General features: G+C 70.8%; 19 protein-coding genes and 1 pseudogene. 7 read left to right on the top strand and 13 right to left on the bottom strand.

Annotated elements, in window-relative coordinates; translation table 11 throughout:
* Window positions 1-87: 87 nt before the first annotated feature.
* From QE377_RS09500 to QE377_RS09545, 10 genes and pseudogenes are all read right to left on the bottom strand, one after another.
* Window positions 88-1,674: a chitinase gene (locus tag QE377_RS09500; RefSeq protein WP_307322302.1), complete on the bottom strand. Its 1,587-nt coding sequence runs from the start codon at window positions 1,672-1,674 to the stop codon at window positions 88-90.
* Window positions 1,671-4,010 carry a glycosyltransferase family 2 protein gene (locus QE377_RS09505; RefSeq protein WP_307322304.1) on the bottom strand — a complete coding sequence of 780 codons (2,340 nt, stop codon included), beginning with the start codon at window positions 4,008-4,010 and terminating at the stop codon, window positions 1,671-1,673. Before QE377_RS09505 ends, QE377_RS09500 begins: the two co-directional genes overlap by 4 nt.
* A gap of 213 nt (window positions 4,011-4,223) precedes the next feature.
* The gene (locus QE377_RS09510; RefSeq protein ID WP_307322306.1) at window positions 4,224-4,682 is read right to left on the bottom strand and encodes a hypothetical protein; all 459 of its coding nucleotides are present in this window, start codon (window positions 4,680-4,682) and stop codon (window positions 4,224-4,226) included.
* Between the two features lie 30 nt (window positions 4,683-4,712).
* Window positions 4,713-5,849 (bottom strand): glycerate kinase, encoded by a 1,137-nt coding sequence (locus QE377_RS09515; protein ID WP_307322309.1) that lies wholly within the window; start codon window positions 5,847-5,849, stop codon window positions 4,713-4,715.
* A 105-nt stretch (window positions 5,850-5,954) separates the two neighbouring features.
* Complete coding sequence (locus tag QE377_RS09520; protein WP_137418157.1) at window positions 5,955-6,125, bottom strand: CsbD family protein; 171 nt, start codon at window positions 6,123-6,125, stop codon at window positions 5,955-5,957.
* Window positions 6,126-6,172: 47 nt separating this feature from the next.
* Window positions 6,173-6,787 carry a hypothetical protein gene (locus QE377_RS09525; RefSeq protein ID WP_307322312.1) on the bottom strand — a complete coding sequence of 205 codons (615 nt, stop codon included), beginning with the start codon at window positions 6,785-6,787 and terminating at the stop codon, window positions 6,173-6,175.
* The gene (locus QE377_RS09530; RefSeq protein ID WP_307322313.1) at window positions 6,784-7,368 is read right to left on the bottom strand and encodes a DUF6286 domain-containing protein; all 585 of its coding nucleotides are present in this window, start codon (window positions 7,366-7,368) and stop codon (window positions 6,784-6,786) included. The genes QE377_RS09525 and QE377_RS09530 overlap by 4 nt, the downstream gene beginning before the upstream one ends.
* Complete coding sequence (locus QE377_RS09535) at window positions 7,365-7,754, bottom strand: hypothetical protein (protein ID WP_307322315.1); 390 nt, start codon at window positions 7,752-7,754, stop codon at window positions 7,365-7,367. Before QE377_RS09535 ends, QE377_RS09530 begins: the two co-directional genes overlap by 4 nt.
* Window positions 7,751-7,939 carry a DUF2273 domain-containing protein gene (locus QE377_RS09540; protein ID WP_307322318.1) on the bottom strand — a complete coding sequence of 63 codons (189 nt, stop codon included), beginning with the start codon at window positions 7,937-7,939 and terminating at the stop codon, window positions 7,751-7,753. The genes QE377_RS09535 and QE377_RS09540 overlap by 4 nt, the downstream gene beginning before the upstream one ends.
* Window positions 7,936-8,407: pseudogene (locus tag QE377_RS09545) on the bottom strand (Asp23/Gls24 family envelope stress response protein). The gene QE377_RS09540 and the pseudogene QE377_RS09545 overlap by 4 nt, the downstream one beginning before the upstream one ends.
* Window positions 8,408-8,550: 143 nt before the next feature.
* Between QE377_RS09545 and QE377_RS09550 the strand changes: the two are divergent.
* Genes QE377_RS09550 through QE377_RS09565 form a run of 4 tightly spaced genes read left to right on the top strand, consistent with a single transcriptional unit; the run spans window position 8,551 to window position 10,206 of the window.
* Window positions 8,551-9,120 carry an RNA polymerase sigma factor gene (locus tag QE377_RS09550; protein WP_307322321.1) on the top strand — a complete coding sequence of 190 codons (570 nt, stop codon included), beginning with the start codon at window positions 8,551-8,553 and terminating at the stop codon, window positions 9,118-9,120.
* Entirely contained in the window at window positions 9,117-9,713 is a 597-nt protein-coding gene (locus tag QE377_RS09555) for an Asp23/Gls24 family envelope stress response protein (RefSeq protein ID WP_307322323.1), read from the top strand. Before QE377_RS09550 ends, QE377_RS09555 begins: the two co-directional genes overlap by 4 nt.
* Window positions 9,710-9,994 carry a hypothetical protein gene (locus tag QE377_RS09560; protein ID WP_307322325.1) on the top strand — a complete coding sequence of 95 codons (285 nt, stop codon included), beginning with the start codon at window positions 9,710-9,712 and terminating at the stop codon, window positions 9,992-9,994. Before QE377_RS09555 ends, QE377_RS09560 begins: the two co-directional genes overlap by 4 nt.
* Complete coding sequence (locus QE377_RS09565; protein WP_307322327.1) at window positions 9,991-10,206, top strand: hypothetical protein; 216 nt, start codon at window positions 9,991-9,993, stop codon at window positions 10,204-10,206. Before QE377_RS09560 ends, QE377_RS09565 begins: the two co-directional genes overlap by 4 nt.
* Before the next feature lie 9 nt (window positions 10,207-10,215).
* Here the strand turns inward: QE377_RS09565 and QE377_RS09570 are convergent, their stop codons facing one another.
* Genes QE377_RS09570 through QE377_RS09580 form a run of 3 tightly spaced genes read right to left on the bottom strand, consistent with a single transcriptional unit; the run spans window position 10,216 to window position 11,773 of the window.
* Window positions 10,216-10,746 carry a metallophosphoesterase gene (locus QE377_RS09570; RefSeq protein WP_307322329.1) on the bottom strand — a complete coding sequence of 177 codons (531 nt, stop codon included), beginning with the start codon at window positions 10,744-10,746 and terminating at the stop codon, window positions 10,216-10,218.
* Window positions 10,704-11,375, bottom strand: coding sequence for an NUDIX domain-containing protein (locus QE377_RS09575; protein ID WP_307322331.1), 672 nt, complete (start codon window positions 11,373-11,375; stop codon window positions 10,704-10,706). Before QE377_RS09575 ends, QE377_RS09570 begins: the two co-directional genes overlap by 43 nt.
* Window positions 11,372-11,773 carry a nitroreductase family deazaflavin-dependent oxidoreductase gene (locus tag QE377_RS09580; protein ID WP_307322333.1) on the bottom strand — a complete coding sequence of 134 codons (402 nt, stop codon included), beginning with the start codon at window positions 11,771-11,773 and terminating at the stop codon, window positions 11,372-11,374. Before QE377_RS09580 ends, QE377_RS09575 begins: the two co-directional genes overlap by 4 nt.
* 105 nt (window positions 11,774-11,878) lie before the next feature.
* Here QE377_RS09580 and QE377_RS09585 point away from each other — a divergent pair, with 105 nt between their 5' ends.
* From QE377_RS09585 to QE377_RS09595, 3 genes are read left to right on the top strand one after another with little or no spacing between them, the layout of a single operon-like run.
* Entirely contained in the window at window positions 11,879-12,382 is a 504-nt protein-coding gene (locus QE377_RS09585) for a MarR family winged helix-turn-helix transcriptional regulator (protein WP_307322336.1), read from the top strand.
* A 49-nt stretch (window positions 12,383-12,431) separates the two neighbouring features.
* On the top strand, window positions 12,432-14,069 hold the full coding sequence (locus tag QE377_RS09590) for a cyclic nucleotide-binding domain-containing thioredoxin-disulfide reductase (RefSeq protein ID WP_307322339.1): 1,638 nt from the start codon (window positions 12,432-12,434) through the stop codon (window positions 14,067-14,069).
* Between the two features lie 37 nt (window positions 14,070-14,106).
* A complete protein-coding gene (locus QE377_RS09595; RefSeq protein ID WP_307322342.1) occupies window positions 14,107-15,069 on the top strand; it encodes a Gfo/Idh/MocA family protein in 963 nt (320 codons plus the stop codon).
* Window positions 15,070-15,179 lie beyond the last annotated feature (110 nt).

Raw genomic sequence — 15,179 nt, forward strand, 5'->3', positions numbered from 1 at the left:
CGTGGTCTCCTTTCGATCGGGTCCAGCGGATGCCGGCACGCTACGCCGCGTCGCATCCTCCCTCGCGGGGGTTGACGCGGCGCCGTGTCAGGGACCGCTCTGGATGATCTGCTCGAGTTGCGCGATCGTCAGCGGCTGCCACGGCGAGCCGTCCGCATCCGTCGCCTGCGCGGCGGGGCTGTCGCCGCGCGTCCAGTACTTGGCTTCATAGGGGACCTGCTGGAACATCACCCGTTGACCTTCGGTGTACGTCGTCGCCGGGTCCCAGTCCGGGTACGTGCCTGCCGGCAGCGTGGGCTGCGGGTAGGGCGTCTCGCCCGGCAGCACGGGACCGATCAGCCGCCACGGCCACGAGTCCGCATCCGCCAGCGGGTTGTCCGGATCGTCGCCGCGCGTCCACCACTTCGCCTCGTAGACGTTCTGCCGCCAGACGACCTTCGCGCCCGAGAGGTACGTGTTGGTCTCGGTCCAGATCGGGTACGGGCTGGCCGCGGGGTCGTCGGTCACCGTGGGAACCGGCTCCGGCGTGGTGCGGTGCCCCGCAGACTCGTCGGGCGCGCCCTCGAATCCGGGCTGCAGGGTCTCGGCGAATGTCGCGTCCTGCTGGTCGACGCCGCTGCAGTCGTTGGAGACGACCGAGGTGTCGGCGTAGTTGGTGCCGCACGTCCGGTCCCGGTTCACTGACCACATCGACAGTCGCGACATCCGCTGCTGCTGCGCGAACGCGTTCAGCGCTGTCGCATCGTCGAGGGTGAAGACCTCGTCCGGTACGTCGTTCTGGCCGATCATGGGTGTGGCCGCCAGCTTGCCCCAGAGGGTGGGTGCGGTAAGGGTCGTCCCGGCGTCCTCGTAGAGCGCGCCGAGTTGCGCATGCGTCGCGCGGAGCGCGTCGATGGCGGTTTCGGCCATGGTCTGCGTCCCACGGTCGACGCCGAAGTCCATCGTCATGACGTTGACGCCGGTCAGATCCACACCGGACTCCAGCATCTGCGCGATGGCGGTGCGCGCAGCGGCGGTCAGCCCGTCGGGCGCGACCGGCAACGTGAGCCAGACCGCGAGGTCCTCGCCCGCCGCCCGCCGCTCGCGCTGAAGATCGGCGATCGCGACCGCCCGGCGCAGACCCGACACGGGGTCCTCGAGGTTCTCCCCCTCGATGTCGAGGTCGATCGTCGACACGTCGTACCGGTCGACGACGCTCCGATAGGCCTGCTCGAGCCCCTCTTCGTCGGCGCACGCATTGGCGAGCTCGGTGCCCGCTGCGCCGCCGAAGGACAGGACGACATCGCCGCCGCTCTCGCGCAGCCGCGTGATGCGCCGGTCCAGATCGACGTCGCGCGCCGCTTCGTCGAGGTCGTAGTATCCGCCCCAGGACGGCGTGCACGAATCCGCGGCGGCGGCCACCACGAACGAGAGGACGACGTCCCGGTCGGCATCGTTCTCGGGCTTCTCGAACGCGAAGAACGGTGTCGTCGTCACGTCGACGTACGGTGCGAACCAGGCAGCCCCCGTGACCGCGCGCACCTGGTCGACCACGAGCAGACGGTAGCCGAAGAGCGAACCGGCGACGATGGCGACGAGGATGAGCACCCCGAGCGCGACCCGCCACGGCGACAGGCGTTTGCCGTCGTATGGGCCGGGAGCGGGAGGTGCGGTGTAGGCGACGCGCGGGTTCATGCGCGCCGGCCCGTGGCGCTTCTCGTCTCGAGCGCGCGCGACGGTGCCTGCTCGACCGCGGCGGATGCGGTGGGCCGGGCTGCGCGACGGACCGGATCGCCGGCGGCGGGGTAGCCGTGGAACAGTGCATCCTGCCAGTCGAACCCGGGCTCACCGGGGGCGGCGCGGCCCGCGGTCTGGGTGGGAACGGGCACCCACATCCAGTTGGTCAGTCCCATCCACACATCGACGAGCGAGTTGCGGATGCCGATGTTCTCGACACAGGCCCACAGGGCGCAGACCGCGTTCAGCGTGCCGAAGAAGAACGTGCCCCAGTTCTGGGCGTTGAAGCTCCACCACGCGGTGAAGATCGAGAACGCGACGATCGCCCAGGGCGCGACGACGTAGAGCAGCGTCGTCGCCGTGCGCTCGCGCACCTTCGGGGTGCGGGCGAACGGGATCTTACGGCCGGTCAGGCCCTGCTCGATCGACTTCAGCACGCCGGCGAGATTGACCGGCAGGAGGATGAGGTTGAAACCGTAGATGCGGAGGATGTCGAGGTAGCGGTAGCCGGAGTACTTCAAGTCGCTCGCCTGGCACAGGAAGTACGGGGCTGCCGCCACCAGGACGAGCGGGCTCAGCAGGTCGCTGTCGAACGGGAACGTGAGCAGGAAGAGCAGGGCGAAGCTGGCCCACGCGAGCGAGGCCATGTAGTTCACCCGGATCATCCACTCGCCCAGGCGCACCGGGCGCGACGAGCGTCTGCGGGCGCGCACTTGACGCAGGAACTTCGGCAGAATGAGCAGTCCGCCGTTGGCCCAGCGCCGCCGCTGCACCACGAGGGAGCCGAAATCGGGCGGCGTGGCCGAGTAGCTGAGTCGCTCGGGGTAGTTCACGAGCGTCCAGTTGTGATCGGCGAGATCCACCGAGGACTCGGTGTCTTCGATCACGGTGCGGTCCTGCACGTAGCGGCGCACCTCGAAGCCGTCGACGTCATCGATCTGCATGATGTCGTCCATCGCCTCCATGCGGATGACCGCATTGGCGCCGACCCAGAAGGTCGCGTCGTAGCCCGACATGCCCTGGTGGAGGATGTGCTGGATGTCGGTCGTCGCGCCCGCCAGGCGCTCGATGCGCGTCGGGGCGCCGCGGAACGAGGAGTACGGCGTCTGCGTCACGGCGACGCGTTCGTTGCCGGGCTGCTCGAGGAAATAGACCAGGCGCAGGCAGTAGTCGCGGAGCAGGAGCGAGTCGGCGTCGAGGGTGAGCAGGTAGTCCGAGTTGGGGATGACGAGATCCGCTTCCTGCCCCGCGCCCGCGACCAGGCGCAGCACCGTCTTGCGGCCGGGACCCTCCACGAAGCGGTAGCGACCGCCCATCAGGCCGATGTACGCGTTGAGGTTCATCGCCTTGTTCGCTTCGTTGGACAGCGAGGCGTAGCGCTTGCGCTCGAACGTTCCCACATCCACCGAGAAGATCCACACCAGGCGCCGGTGCAGCTCGTGCAGGCGCTGGTGCGAGATGTCGGTCCCCGATCCGGCCGCGGATTCGAGCGCCGACGCGGTGAGGTCCAGGTCGTCGGCCAGCCCGCGAAGGACCTGGTCGATGAAGAAGGTGTCGACATGGTCCTCGTGCGGTTCGGAGTCCGCCATGTCGTTCAACCAGGCGACCGCGTAGCGGTACTCGTCGCGCAGGGAGAGGATCTCCGCCTCGCCGACCCCGTCCGTTGCGGCACGCTGCTCGAAGTCGAACATCGCCTCGGTGAAGCGGTACGCGGGCTCCGCGAGGTCCTCGGCGATCCCCAGGGCGATCTGGCGGGTCGCCTCCAGGCGCGCGAGTGTGTGCGGATCCGTGGGGAACGGAGGGTCATCCAGAAGCAGCACGACGCGCAGTGACGGGTACTCCTGCAGCGCCGCCGACCACATCGTCTTGCGGATGACCGAGGGCTCCTCGGCGTAGGAGGGGATGAGCACGGTCATCCCCTCGCCGTGCTCGTCGTCGAAGTGCCGGTCGAGCTCCGCACGCGGCACCCGGTCGTGATCGCGGAACCGTCTGAGCGCTGCCTCGCGCTGAACGAGGAACATCAGCGCGGAGAAGCTCAGTGCTGTGATGACGAGTGCGTAGATGCAGGCCTCGATCGTGGGCCAGATGTGCTCGCCGTCGTAGGCGAAGATCTGGCGCAGTGCCGTGGTGAGCATGTAGGCGGCCCAGCCGGCGACCGTGATCGCGATGGCGACACGGGCCCAGACGATCTTCGCTGCCGAGGGACGCGGGTGGAGCGTGGGCAGCGGTTCGCGGCGTCGTTCGGATCCCCACTGCCGCCTTCGTGCGCTCGGAAGCGCAGGAGTCTTCGCCATGTCGTCCCCTGCCGAAGGAGCGGTGAGCGCCCACGTCTTCGGGTGACGGGGCGCTCACCGAGGGCAGCGGAATGCTGCTGGAGCCACGGTACGAGAGCGGTTCCAGCTGCGGAGCACGTCGCGCGGAATTCGGGCGGAACGGCTCGAACCTTGCGGTGGGATTGCGGATCTTGCGCGTTTCTTGCGCATTCCTTGCGGTTCGAGTCGGGTCGCTCAGACGCGACCGAGCCGCAGGATGTCGATTCCGAGCCACCCCAGCGCGCGCAGGCGGCGGCGGTCGGCCCGGTCGCGCGTGGTCGCCAGCGATGGCGCGGTGCTCACCACGATCTGATGGACGACCTCGGCGCTCAACAGCCGTGCCAGGGTGCGCGGAGCAACCGAGTTCGCGCCGCCCACGATGAGACAGATCCGCGGTGCGTCGTCGACGAGCTGCGCGTCGATGCCGGAGAAGAACTCCTGCGCGCGGTGCAAGGTGGAACCGTGCGCCTTGCGGTCGATGATCACGACGCCGAGATCGGCCCGCCGATCGCCGTCGCCGGGCAGCACGAGCTGGTCGGGGGCGATCACGCGGCGGATGCCGGTGATGAGGGCCTCGGCGTCGCCGTCGATGAGCACACGGGCGCTGCGCAGGTCCTGTTCGACCCGCCGACGCAGCCGAGCGCGAAGACTCATCGTGCGCTCCTCGTCTCGCCGGTACCGTTCCTACACGCTATCGCGCGGCGTGTGTGCGTGCGCGAGTCGGGAGCCCGCTTCGCGAAGCCATCGTCGCGGATCCGACAGTGCCGCGGAGGTGCAGCCCGCCACCTCCGCCAGTGACAGGTCATCCGGTCCGGAAGCCACCCCGAACCGGCCCGCGACGACGCTCACGGGTACGCCTCTGGCCTCCGCGTACGCGCGGACCACGCCGGGCGCCTTACCCAGCAGCGACTGGGAGTCGTAGGACCCCTCGCCCGTGATCACACGCTCCGCGCCCGCGAGGGCGGCGTCGAGTCCGATCGTCTCGGCGACCGCGTCCGCCCCCGACGCGAGCTGGGCGCCCCAGGCGAGGAGACCGAAACCACATCCGCCGGCAGCTCCCGCCCCCGCTGTGCCCGGGGCGGCGCCGATGACCCGAGCCCACCGCGTCAGCGCGGTCTCGATCCGGTCGACCTGATCGGGATCGGCTCCCTTCTGCGGACCGAACACCCGCGCGGCGCCGTCGGGGCCCAGGAGCGGGGCGCGGACGTCGGAGAGCACGAGGATCCCGTCGACCGGCGGCGGCAGGAGCCCGCCGGCGTCGAAGGATGCGGCCTGTGCGAGTCCGGCGGCTCCGGAGGGGACCTGGCGACCGTCCGCATCCCGGACGATCGCGCCCAGCGCGGTCAGCACTCCCGCGCCGCCGTCGCTGGACACGCTCCCGCCGATTCCGAGCAGCAGGCGGGTGGCCCCCGCCGCGAGAGCGGCGCGGATGGCTTCGCCGAATCCGAGCGTGTGCGTCGCCAGCGGGTCGACCGCCTCGTCCGCCTCCACGAGCTCCATACCGGAGGTGCACGCCAGCTCGACCACGGCGGTGCGGGGGTGATCGCCCGGCAGCATCAGCCAATGGGAGCCGATCCGTCGCCCCGTCGGACCGGTCACGGTGACGGGGACGCGTCGAGATCCCGGGATCGCGGCGGCGAACGCATCCAGGGTGCCTTCGCCGCCATCGGCCATGGGCCGCAGCAGCAGCTCGTCGTCGGGGCGGACGCTCCGCCATCCGTCGGCCAGCGCGCGTGCCGCGCTCGTCGCGTCGATCGATCCCTTGAAGCTGTCGGGAGCGACGACGATCCGCGAGCGGGCGGGGGAGACGAGGGCGGACACCTGTCGATCGTCGCAGCCGGAGCCCGCGAGCGGTATCCCGCAGCGAAGTGCCCCGCGACCGAGGCCGCGGGGCACTTCTGTTCCGGACTACTTGTCTGTTCCGGACTACTTGAGGGCGTCCTTGACGTTCTCACCAGCCTGCTTGAGATCGGACTTGGCCTGCTCGGCCTTGCCCTCGGCCTCGAGCTTCTCGTTGCCCGTGACCTTGCCGGCAGCCTCCTTGGCCTTGCCGACGAGGTCCTCAGCAGCGTTCTTGATCTTGTCGTCGAGTCCCATGAGGGTCTCCTTTCTCTTCTTTCGGATGACCCGCGCCCGGTGCGCGGTCACGTGAGGGTGCGCCGGTCCGAGGCGAGACGCGCTCGGAGTCCTGCGTGAAGTGAGATGTACGTCCGCGTGGGGCGGTCCAGGAGCGCATCGAGACGGGCGCCGACGGCGGCGACGTGGTCGGCGATCTCGCGCGGCGACGCCTGGGGGCGGGGAGTCACGGACACATGGAGCACGGGCGCGTTGCGAACGTCGTCGGCCACGACGCGCGTCGAGAGGATGTCCGCCCGTCGCGCCAGCGATGCGGTGACCGCGTCGGAGGCGAATCCCTCCCGGACGACGACACGGCCGGGCGCCGCATCCGTCTCGGTGCTGCGCAGCACGGTGCGTGAACGCCGGTGCGCCAGCAGCGCGACCGGGACGAGCAGGAGCACGATGAGGATCACCGCGCCGGCGACCGCGCCGAGCCCCGCCCATGACACGGGTCCCGCGCCGACGAGGGTCGCGCTGTGCGCGTCATCCACGGCGTCAGCGGCCGCGGTCAGCGTTTGAGCCCACACGCGGTGGGCATCGCCGGAGAGGGATGCCCACACGACCGCCGCTCCTGCGGCGAGGGCGATGAGGCCGACGAGGAGGACGAGGAAGCGGTTGAGGCCGCGGCGGGTGGTGTTCATCGCTCCTCCTTCTTCTCGAGACGGCGACGCACGCTCAGCGCGACCGACGGGTTCAGTCGATACGTGGCCAGTTCGGCTTGGGCTGCGGCGCGCACCCCGTCGAGGTCGATGCCGAGACCCGTCTCGGGCCGGACGGTGACGTCGACGCGGCGGTGGCCCACGCCGACGGTGAGCCGGCGCCGGTCGATGCCGAGGGCGTCGCTCAGATGCTGGGCCAGGGCGGCGGCGATCACGCCGTTGTCCACGACGACGATCGTGCCGTCGGCGGCGGCCATCGTGTGCTTCGCCAGTCGGCCGGGGGTGACCGCGATCACCACGAGGACCGCACCCACCAACGCAACGGCGGCGCCGATCGCGGTCATGGCCGTGCCGGACGCCGCGGAGAGGCCGCGTAGCAGGTCGGCCGGGGCGGCGATGAGCGCCGGAGCGCCCGCCATGAGGAGTACGGCCTCTGCCCCGAGGTAGGCGACCAGTGCGATCATCAGGACCACGGCGACGACCATGGCCGTCGACCGGGGCGAGTGGGTCTCACGCCGTTGCACGCGGGCGAGCGCGCGGTCCGGTGAAGCGGTGGTGCTCATCTGACCCTCCTCCTCTTCTCGATGCGGGCGCCGGTGATCGTGAGGTCGATGCGGCGTACCTCGCGGCCGGTGAGGGCCGCGACGTCGGTGCGGATCTGTTCGCGGATGCGGTGTCCGCGGGCTGTGACGTTCTCCGGCTCGGCGGGCCGAGCCTCATCCGACAGGTCCGGGATGGGAAGTGGCGCCTCCACCCGGACCGCCAGCGCGCCGGCGGTCGCGCCGAGCCGGACGGTGACCTCGCGTCGCGGGAGGCCCACGGCCCGCGCGGCGACCTGTTCGCACACGGCGACCAAGGCGCGCTCTGCCACGAGCGTGCGGCCCGGCAGGACCGTCTCGGCGGCGGGTGCGATCCCGCCGCCGAGCGCGGACCAGGTCGCGGTGCTCATGATGTCCGGCGGCCGGTGAACACGTTGGCGAGCGCGCGGAGATCGAGCGAACCCGACACGACGCGACCGACGAGCGCGCCGATGCCCATGAACAGGGCGACCAGGAGGAACCCCCAGAAGCCGAACAGCAGGGCGGACACGGCGAGCACCGCACCCACGAGCGCTCCGCTCACCGTGGCGCTCATGCGACGCGCGCCTCGGCGTCGTCGTCGGTGTCGTCACCGGGAAGGTGCACGTCGTTGACCTCGATGTTGACCTCGACGACCTCGAGGCCGACCAGGCGTGAGATCGCGCCGGCCACCGCGGTACGCACCCCCGCGGCGACTTCCTGGATGGGGGCGGGGTACTCCACGACGATCGTCAGATCGGCCGCGGCCTGCGTCTCACCGACCTCGACCTTCACACCCTGCGTGAGGTCGGTCGCGTTGATGGCGTCGCGGATCATCCCGAGGGCGCGCGCTCCGCCGCCGCCGAGCGCGTAAACGCCGGGGAACCTCGCGTGCCGCGATACCGGCGACCTTCGCGACCACGCCATCGGCGATGACGGTCCGACCTGCGGCCGCGACCGTCGGTGCGGATCCGGTCGTGCCGACGGCGCCGCGGTCGACGCGAGCGGGGGCGACGGTGGGGGTGGTCTTCTGCTCAGTGGCCATGATGTGCTCCTTTATCTCGTTGCCAGGGCGTTGACAAGAGCGCAAGACGGTTCTCGCCGTCGGCGCTAACTTCGCCCTACTGACATGAGGCACCTACCCGCCGGATCGTCACAAAAAAGTTCCGGCGGATTTCGGAGGGGCCGATGGCGGAGCCTGAAACGGGGGCGAGGGGACTCGCAGCGCTGTCCGACCGCATCCTGGTGGAGCGTGCGGTCGACGACGACGTGGCGGCCTTCGCGGAGATCGTGCGTCGGCACAGCCCGCTCATGCGCGCATACATCGCGCGCATGCTCCGCTCGCAAGCCGACGCCGACGACGTGGTGCAGGACGCCTTCGTCGTCGCGTGGCGGCAGCTGCCGACCCTCCGCGACGGTTCGTCGGTCAAGGCCTGGCTGCTGCGCATCGCGTCCCGCGAGGCACTGCGGGTGCTGCGCCGCGCGGGGAAGGAGGAGCCGTTCGAGGATTGGGAGCCGGCCACACCCGAAAGCACCAGGCCCGAGCACGTCGCCGAACGCAACGCTAGACTCGCCGCACTCTCGACGGCGTTGGAGAGGCTGCCGGAGGCGCAGCGACGGACCTGGCTGCTCCGGGAAGCCGCGGGGCTCGGCTACTCCGAGATCGCGGAGGAACTGGGCGTGCCGGTGAGCACGGTCCGCGGGAACCTCGCCCGTGCCAGAGCGAGCATCATGATCGGGATGGAGGGATGGCGATGACCGCATCGAACGCCTCATCCGACGTCCTCGACTGCGGGCGCACGATCCAGGAATTGAGCCAGTACCTGGAGGCCGGACGTTCGCCGCGGGACCCCGAGATCGAACAGTGCGCCGAGTGCTTGAACGCGCTGGAGTCCCTCTCCCGCGTCGGAGACCTCTCCCGCGACCTGTTCGCCGCCGATGCGGCCTCGCTCCCCGAGCCGTCGGCGGGATGGTTCGGCGGGATCCTCGACCAGGTCGCGGCCGAGCTGCGGTCGGGGCGCGACCTGCCGGTGCGCCACCCCGACCCGAGAGTGCGGATCACGATCGCCGAGGGCGCGGTGCGCACCCTCCTGCGCTCGGCCGCCGACGAGCTGGACGGGGTGTTCATCGGACGCACGCGCATCATCGGCGACGCCGAGGAGCTCGGCGCCCCGGTGACGATCGACATCACCGCATCCATCGCGTGGGACCTCGACGCGCGCGCCGTGGCGGACGACGTGCGCCGCCGGGTCGCTGAGGTCGTCGAGCGCCACACCGACCTCGAGGTCGCGGCGATCGACGTCACGATCGAGGACGTCCACGCCCCCCAGCCGCGAAAGGACGCGTCATGAACCTGCCCTCTGCGCCACGGGACGCGGTGACCGAACTCGTCCTCGGCTCCTCCGGAGTCGCGGCGGTCTTCCCGCCGCGCGTCGCGGATGCGGTGGCCGGCGCGCTCGGCTCCGTCGCCCCGCTCGTGGCGGGGCGCGCGGCCTCGGAGTCGGTCCAGGTGCGGATCGCCGCCGACGCATCGGCGGGTGCGGCCGACACGGGCCGCGAGGTCGCGGATCTGCTCCTCGCCCGCTTCCCGGATGCGGACCTCATCCGGGTGCAGGTCGACCGCATCCAGTGACGGAGGCGAAGAGCGTGAAGGAGTACCGCGTCCAGTTCAAGAACTCCTGGTCGGAGCGCAACGGCGATGAGGTCACGGAGCGCGTGATGACGCTCGCGGACGCACGGCGCTTCATCGCCGAGCATCCCGAGACCGAGTACGTCATCCTGCAGCGGAGTGCAGGTGACCCGCCCTCGATCTGGTCGCTGCTCGCGGAGGAGGAAGAGGGCTGACCGAGCGGGTCAGAGAGTGATGAGTGCCGCCTCGACACGGGCGTCGTCGATCGTGACCGTCATGCAGGTGTGATGGGGTTGCCGGCGCCGGTCGGTCGGAGAGCCCGGATTCAGCAGACGCAGGCCCCCGGGCGTGACGGTGTCCCACGGGATGTGGCTGTGTCCGAACACGAGCAGATCGGACTCGGGGTACGCCGCATCCATACGGCGCTCCCGCGAGCGTGCGTCGCCCGTCTCGTGCACCACGCTCATCCGGACGCCCTCGATCCGACGGTGCGCGACCAGCGGAAGCCGGGCCCGCAGATCCGCCCCGTCGTTGTTGCCGTAGACGCCGATGACCTCGCCGTGCCGAGCGAGGTCGTCCAGCACCCACTCGACGACCCAGTCGCCGGCGTGCACGATCAGATCGGCGTCGTCCGCGAGCCGACGAACCGCATCCGGGAGCGTGCGCGCCCGCGGCGGGATGTGAGTGTCGGAGATCAGCAACAGCCGCGTCGTCACGAACGAGCCGCCGAGAACGGTCCGCGCAGCGCCGCCCATTGCAGCAGCATGATCGTCTTCGCATCGACGATATCGATGCCGATGCGCCCGAGGGCGTCGTCGACGTCGAGCTCGAGCACCTCGATGTCCTCGCCCTCGTCGGCGAGTCCCGCCCGCGCTCCCGGCACCACATCGCCGCGACGGTACGGCGCGGCGAAGAAGTGCAGTCGTTCGGTCACCGACCCGGGGCTCATGTAGACGTCGAAGACGTGCTCCACTTCGCCGACCGGGCGCCCGGTCTCCTCCTCGGCCTCGCGCCGGATGGCCGACTCGGGCGCGTCGTCGTCGAGCAGGCCCGCGGCGGCCTCGATCAGCATGCCGTCGGGATGCCGGTTGACGTAGACCGGGTAGCGGAACTGACGGGTCAGCAGCACGGTGCGCGCCTGAGGGTCGTAGAGAAGGATGCACGCTCCGTCGCCGCGGTCGTACGTCTCGCGGTGCTCGGTGGTCCAGGAGCCGTCCGAGTGCTGGAAGTCGAAGGTCGTCGTGCGCGTCACGAACCAGTTCGAGGTGAGCACGCGGACCTCGCGCACCCGCACCCTGGGGTTGCCGTTCAGATCGCGCCCCGCGCGGTCGAGGCCCGTGCGGCCCCGCGCATCCGGGACGTCGACCCCCGGCTGACCCGTCATCGGCGTTCCAGCCGCACCACGGGGATGGTGCGCGTCGTGCGTCGCTCGTAATCGCCGAAACCGGGGCTCGCTTCGAGGAAGCGCTGCCACGCCGCATCCCGTTCGGACGGATCGAGCACCCGAGCCGTCACCTGCACCTCGCCCGACGGCGTCTCGACCGTGACGTCGGGATGCGCGCGGAGGTTGTGGAACCACGCCGGGTTGTCCTCCGCCCCCGCCTTCGAAGCGGCGATCAGCCAGGCATCGGCTCCGTCGGGAAGCGCCATGAGCGGGGCGATGCGCTCGACGCCGCTGCGGGCGCCGATGTGGTGCAACAGGATGAGGGCGTCGCCGAAGTTCTCCACCCGGCCGCCGTTTCGCCGGAACTCGGCGATCACGTGATCGTTGTACGAGGTCATGCGTGTGCTCCGTCTGTCGGTGGGTTCGCCGTCTCGATCCTCGCACTCCGCGCGGGAGACGGGGGATGCCGCCTGCGATCCGTCTGCGCACGCTACCGTCGTCGTGTGAGCGATGACCGTCGGGACGACGAGGTCGATCTGCTGATCGACGCGTGGGGCAGGCGCCTGCCCGATGTCGATCTCACTCCGCTCGATGTCATGTCGAGGCTGCGTCGTGCGGCGATCCGGCTCGACCGATTGCGTGCTGCGGCGTTCGCGACGGCGGGTCTGGCGTCGTGGGAGTTCGACGTGCTCGCGGCGCTGCGTCGCGCCGATCCTCCGCACCGGCTGAGCCCCGCGCAGCTGATCGAACGGACGATGATCACGAGCGCGACGATGTCGCATCGGCTGGCGAACCTCTCGACGCGCGGCCTCGTGGTGCGAAAGCGCAACCCGTCCGACGGGCGCAGCGTCTACATCCTGCTGACGGAGGAAGGCATCAGGGTGGTGGATGCGGCCATGACGGAGCTCGTGCGGCGGGAGGCGGAGGTTCTGGCGGGGTCGGATCGCGCCGACATCGCCGCCCTCACGAGGGCCCTGCGCCCGCTCATGGGGCCCGAACGCGGGTGACGCGCCCGTCGAGTTGTGGCGGAGCCGACCGACGAGGAAAATCCCGCGTATGAGCCACGAGACCGTCGCCGTGCCGACTCGTCCCCCCGACCTGACAGACGCGCAGTGGGAGCGGCTGTGCGTGTACGGCACCGCAGAGGAGGTGTCCGCAGGGGACTACGTCTTCCGCTCCGGCGATCACGACTACGACATGATCCTCGTCGACACCGCCGAGATCGAGATCGTGCGCGACGGTCTGGGCTGGGTCGACGAGGTGGTGCTCACGCGCATGGGTGCGCGCACGTTCGCGGGCGAGCTGAGCCTGCTGAACGGGCAGGGGGCCTTCCTCTCCGCCCGTGTGGCCGAGCCCGGCCGGATCCTGCGGGTGCCGCGCGCGCAGCTGCGCCGGCTGATGGCGGAGGACGACGAGCTCTGCGACCTGATCCTGCACGCCCTGTGGGACCGGCGGGAGTCGTTGCGAACCGGTCCCGCCGCCCTCACGCTCAAATTCGTCGGGCTCCGCGGCTCGCGCGAGTTCCTCGCCCTGGACCGTTTCGCCGAGCGGCTCGACCTCGTGCACACCGCCGTCGAGGTGGATCCCGACGACATGGGCGTCCACGCCGATCACGGCGTGCGCATCGAGGACCTGCCGATCGCCTATCTGCAGGGGGAGCCTGTCCGGCGCGCGACGCCCGGGATCGTCGCCGACCGGTTGGGGCTCAGCTACCAGGCCGAGACGGATGCGGCCGTCGACCTCGTCGTGATCGGCGGCGGTCCTGCCGGTCTCGCCGCCGCGATCTACGGCGCGTCGGAGGGGCTGAACACGGTCCTCCTGGACGCCGTCGCACCGGGTGGTCAGGCCGCCGCGACCTCTCGCATCGAGAACTTCCTGGGCTTCCCGTTCGGGGTGAGCGGCGGCCAGCTCATCGGTCAGGCGACGCTGCAGGCGCTCAAGTTCGGGGTGCGGGTCTACGCCCCGTGCGAAGCCGTCGCGATCGCCGAGGTGCCCGAAGGGCTCGAGGTCACCCTCGCCGACGGCCGCCTCATCCGCACCCGCACCGCCATCGTCACCTCCGGTGCCGCCTACCGCCGACTGAACATCGAGGGGTGGTCGCGGTTCGAGGGCTCGAGCATCTACTACGCGGCGACGCCCCTCGAGCTGCACCAGGTCGCGGGAGCGCCGTCCGTCGTCGTCGGCGGCGCGAACTCCGCGGGGCAGGCCGCCCTCTACCTCTCCGGCAACGGCTGTCCCGTGCACCTCGTAGTGCGCGGGACGGACCTGCGTCAGCGCATGTCGAGCTATCTGGTGGACCGGCTGCTCGAGAGCCCCGGTGTCCGCATCCACACGGCCGCCAACGTGACGGCGCTGGACGGCGACGGCGTGCTCGAGAGCGTGCGCATCGACACGGTCGGCGACGTCGACGCCCGCGGGCTGTTCTGCTTCATCGGGGCCGAGCCCGCCACATCCTGGCTCGGATCGCTCGACCGCGACGGCCACGGTTTCCTGCGCACCGGCACGGACGTCACCGTGCAGTCGATCTCCCGCTGGCAGCAGCTGGGTCGCGAGCCGCTCCCGTTCGAGACCTCGCTGCCGCGGCTGTTCGCCGCCGGCGACGTGCGACGCGGATCTATGAAGCGGGTGGCGGCGGCGGTCGGCGAGGGATCCAGCGCCGTCGCGTCCGTCCACCGCGCGCTCGCGCTCGCGTGAGCGCCGCCGCGCGCACGGCCCCGCCTACGCTGGTGCGATGATCAACGTCGCCACGATCGGCTCCAGCATCATCACCGAAGCCTTCGCGCGTGCCGTCGCCCAGGTCGACGGCATCGCGCTGCACACGGCCACCTCTCGCGATGCGGACCGCGCGGCCGAGATCGCCCGGCGCATCGGCGCGCCGCACTCCGCATCCGATCTGGATGCGGTGCTGGCCGACCCGGAGATCGACGCGGTATACGTCGGCTCGCCCAACTCGGTGCACGCCGAGCAGATCCGCGCGGCGCTCGCCGCCGGCAAGCACGTCTTCGTCGAGAAGCCGGCCGTCGACTCCGAGCAGGAGTGGATCGCGCTCACCGGGGAGGCGACGAAGCGCGGCCTCATCCTGATGGAGGGGATGCGGATGGCCTACGACCCGGGCATCCGTGTCGTGCGCGACCTGCTCCCGACGCTGGGTGTCCTGCGGCGGGCGTCGCTGCACTACGGCAAGCGGTCCTCGCGCTACGACGACGTGCTGGCGGGCCGGCGCGTCAACATCTTCGATCCCGCGATGGGCGGCGGCGCGCTCGCGGATCTCGGCGTCTACAGCGTGCATGCGGCCGTGCTGCTGTTCGGGCGTCCGGATTCCGTGCGGGCGCTGGATGTGCCCGTCGCGAGCGGCGCCGACGGCGCCGGCGTGGCCCTGCTCGGCTACCCGGGCCTCGTCGTGGATGTCTCGTACTCGAAGATCACGAACGCCGGGCGTCCGAGCGAGATCGAGGGGGAGCAGGCGACCCTCTCGATCGACGATCTCGTCAGCCCGCGCCGCGTGGTGCGTCACGCCGTCGACGGCGACCGTGAGGTCGTCGAGGTGCCCGACGAGCGTCACTCGCTGCGCGGCGAGGTGGAGCGTTTCGTGGCCCTGGTCGAGGCGGGCGGGGCCGCCGCGGCCGAGGATCAGGAGCGCACGCGCCTCACCTTGGAGACGATGGCCCGCATCCGAGCCGACCTCGCCCGCTGAGCCTTCAGCCCGGCGTCCCCGCCAGCGTGAACGTCCCGTGTTCGCCTGTCACAGATCGAGCCGTTGGCGTCGATCTGTGACAGGCGAGCAGCGAACCTCCACGCTCACCT

The sequence above is a fragment of the Microbacterium sp. SORGH_AS_0862 genome, from assembly GCF_030818795.1.
GTDB lineage: Bacteria > Actinomycetota > Actinomycetes > Actinomycetales > Microbacteriaceae > Microbacterium.

What these genes read in the sequence shown, in the direction of transcription:
- QE377_RS09500 (WP_307322302.1), bottom strand. Translation starts at nt 1,674, where the DNA reads ATGAACCCGCGCGTCGCCTACACCGCACCTCCCGCTCCCGGCCCATAC.
- QE377_RS09505 (WP_307322304.1), bottom strand. Translation starts at nt 4,010, where the DNA reads ATGGCGAAGACTCCTGCGCTTCCGAGCGCACGAAGGCGGCAGTGGGGA.
- QE377_RS09510 (WP_307322306.1), bottom strand. Translation starts at nt 4,682, where the DNA reads ATGAGTCTTCGCGCTCGGCTGCGTCGGCGGGTCGAACAGGACCTGCGC.
- QE377_RS09520 (WP_137418157.1), bottom strand. Translation starts at nt 6,125, where the DNA reads ATGGGACTCGACGACAAGATCAAGAACGCTGCTGAGGACCTCGTCGGC.
- QE377_RS09525 (WP_307322312.1), bottom strand. Translation starts at nt 6,787, where the DNA reads ATGAACACCACCCGCCGCGGCCTCAACCGCTTCCTCGTCCTCCTCGTC.
- QE377_RS09530 (WP_307322313.1), bottom strand. Translation starts at nt 7,368, where the DNA reads ATGAGCACCACCGCTTCACCGGACCGCGCGCTCGCCCGCGTGCAACGG.
- QE377_RS09535 (WP_307322315.1), bottom strand. Translation starts at nt 7,754, where the DNA reads ATGAGCACCGCGACCTGGTCCGCGCTCGGCGGCGGGATCGCACCCGCC.
- QE377_RS09540 (WP_307322318.1), bottom strand. Translation starts at nt 7,939, where the DNA reads ATGAGCGCCACGGTGAGCGGAGCGCTCGTGGGTGCGGTGCTCGCCGTG.
- QE377_RS09550 (WP_307322321.1), top strand. Translation starts at nt 8,551, where the DNA reads ATGGCGGAGCCTGAAACGGGGGCGAGGGGACTCGCAGCGCTGTCCGAC.
- QE377_RS09555 (WP_307322323.1), top strand. Translation starts at nt 9,117, where the DNA reads ATGACCGCATCGAACGCCTCATCCGACGTCCTCGACTGCGGGCGCACG.
- QE377_RS09560 (WP_307322325.1), top strand. Translation starts at nt 9,710, where the DNA reads ATGAACCTGCCCTCTGCGCCACGGGACGCGGTGACCGAACTCGTCCTC.
- QE377_RS09570 (WP_307322329.1), bottom strand. Translation starts at nt 10,746, where the DNA reads ATGGGCGGCGCTGCGCGGACCGTTCTCGGCGGCTCGTTCGTGACGACG.
- QE377_RS09575 (WP_307322331.1), bottom strand. Translation starts at nt 11,375, where the DNA reads ATGACGGGTCAGCCGGGGGTCGACGTCCCGGATGCGCGGGGCCGCACG.
- QE377_RS09580 (WP_307322333.1), bottom strand. Translation starts at nt 11,773, where the DNA reads ATGACCTCGTACAACGATCACGTGATCGCCGAGTTCCGGCGAAACGGC.
- QE377_RS09590 (WP_307322339.1), top strand. Translation starts at nt 12,432, where the DNA reads ATGAGCCACGAGACCGTCGCCGTGCCGACTCGTCCCCCCGACCTGACA.
- QE377_RS09595 (WP_307322342.1), top strand. Translation starts at nt 14,107, where the DNA reads ATGATCAACGTCGCCACGATCGGCTCCAGCATCATCACCGAAGCCTTC.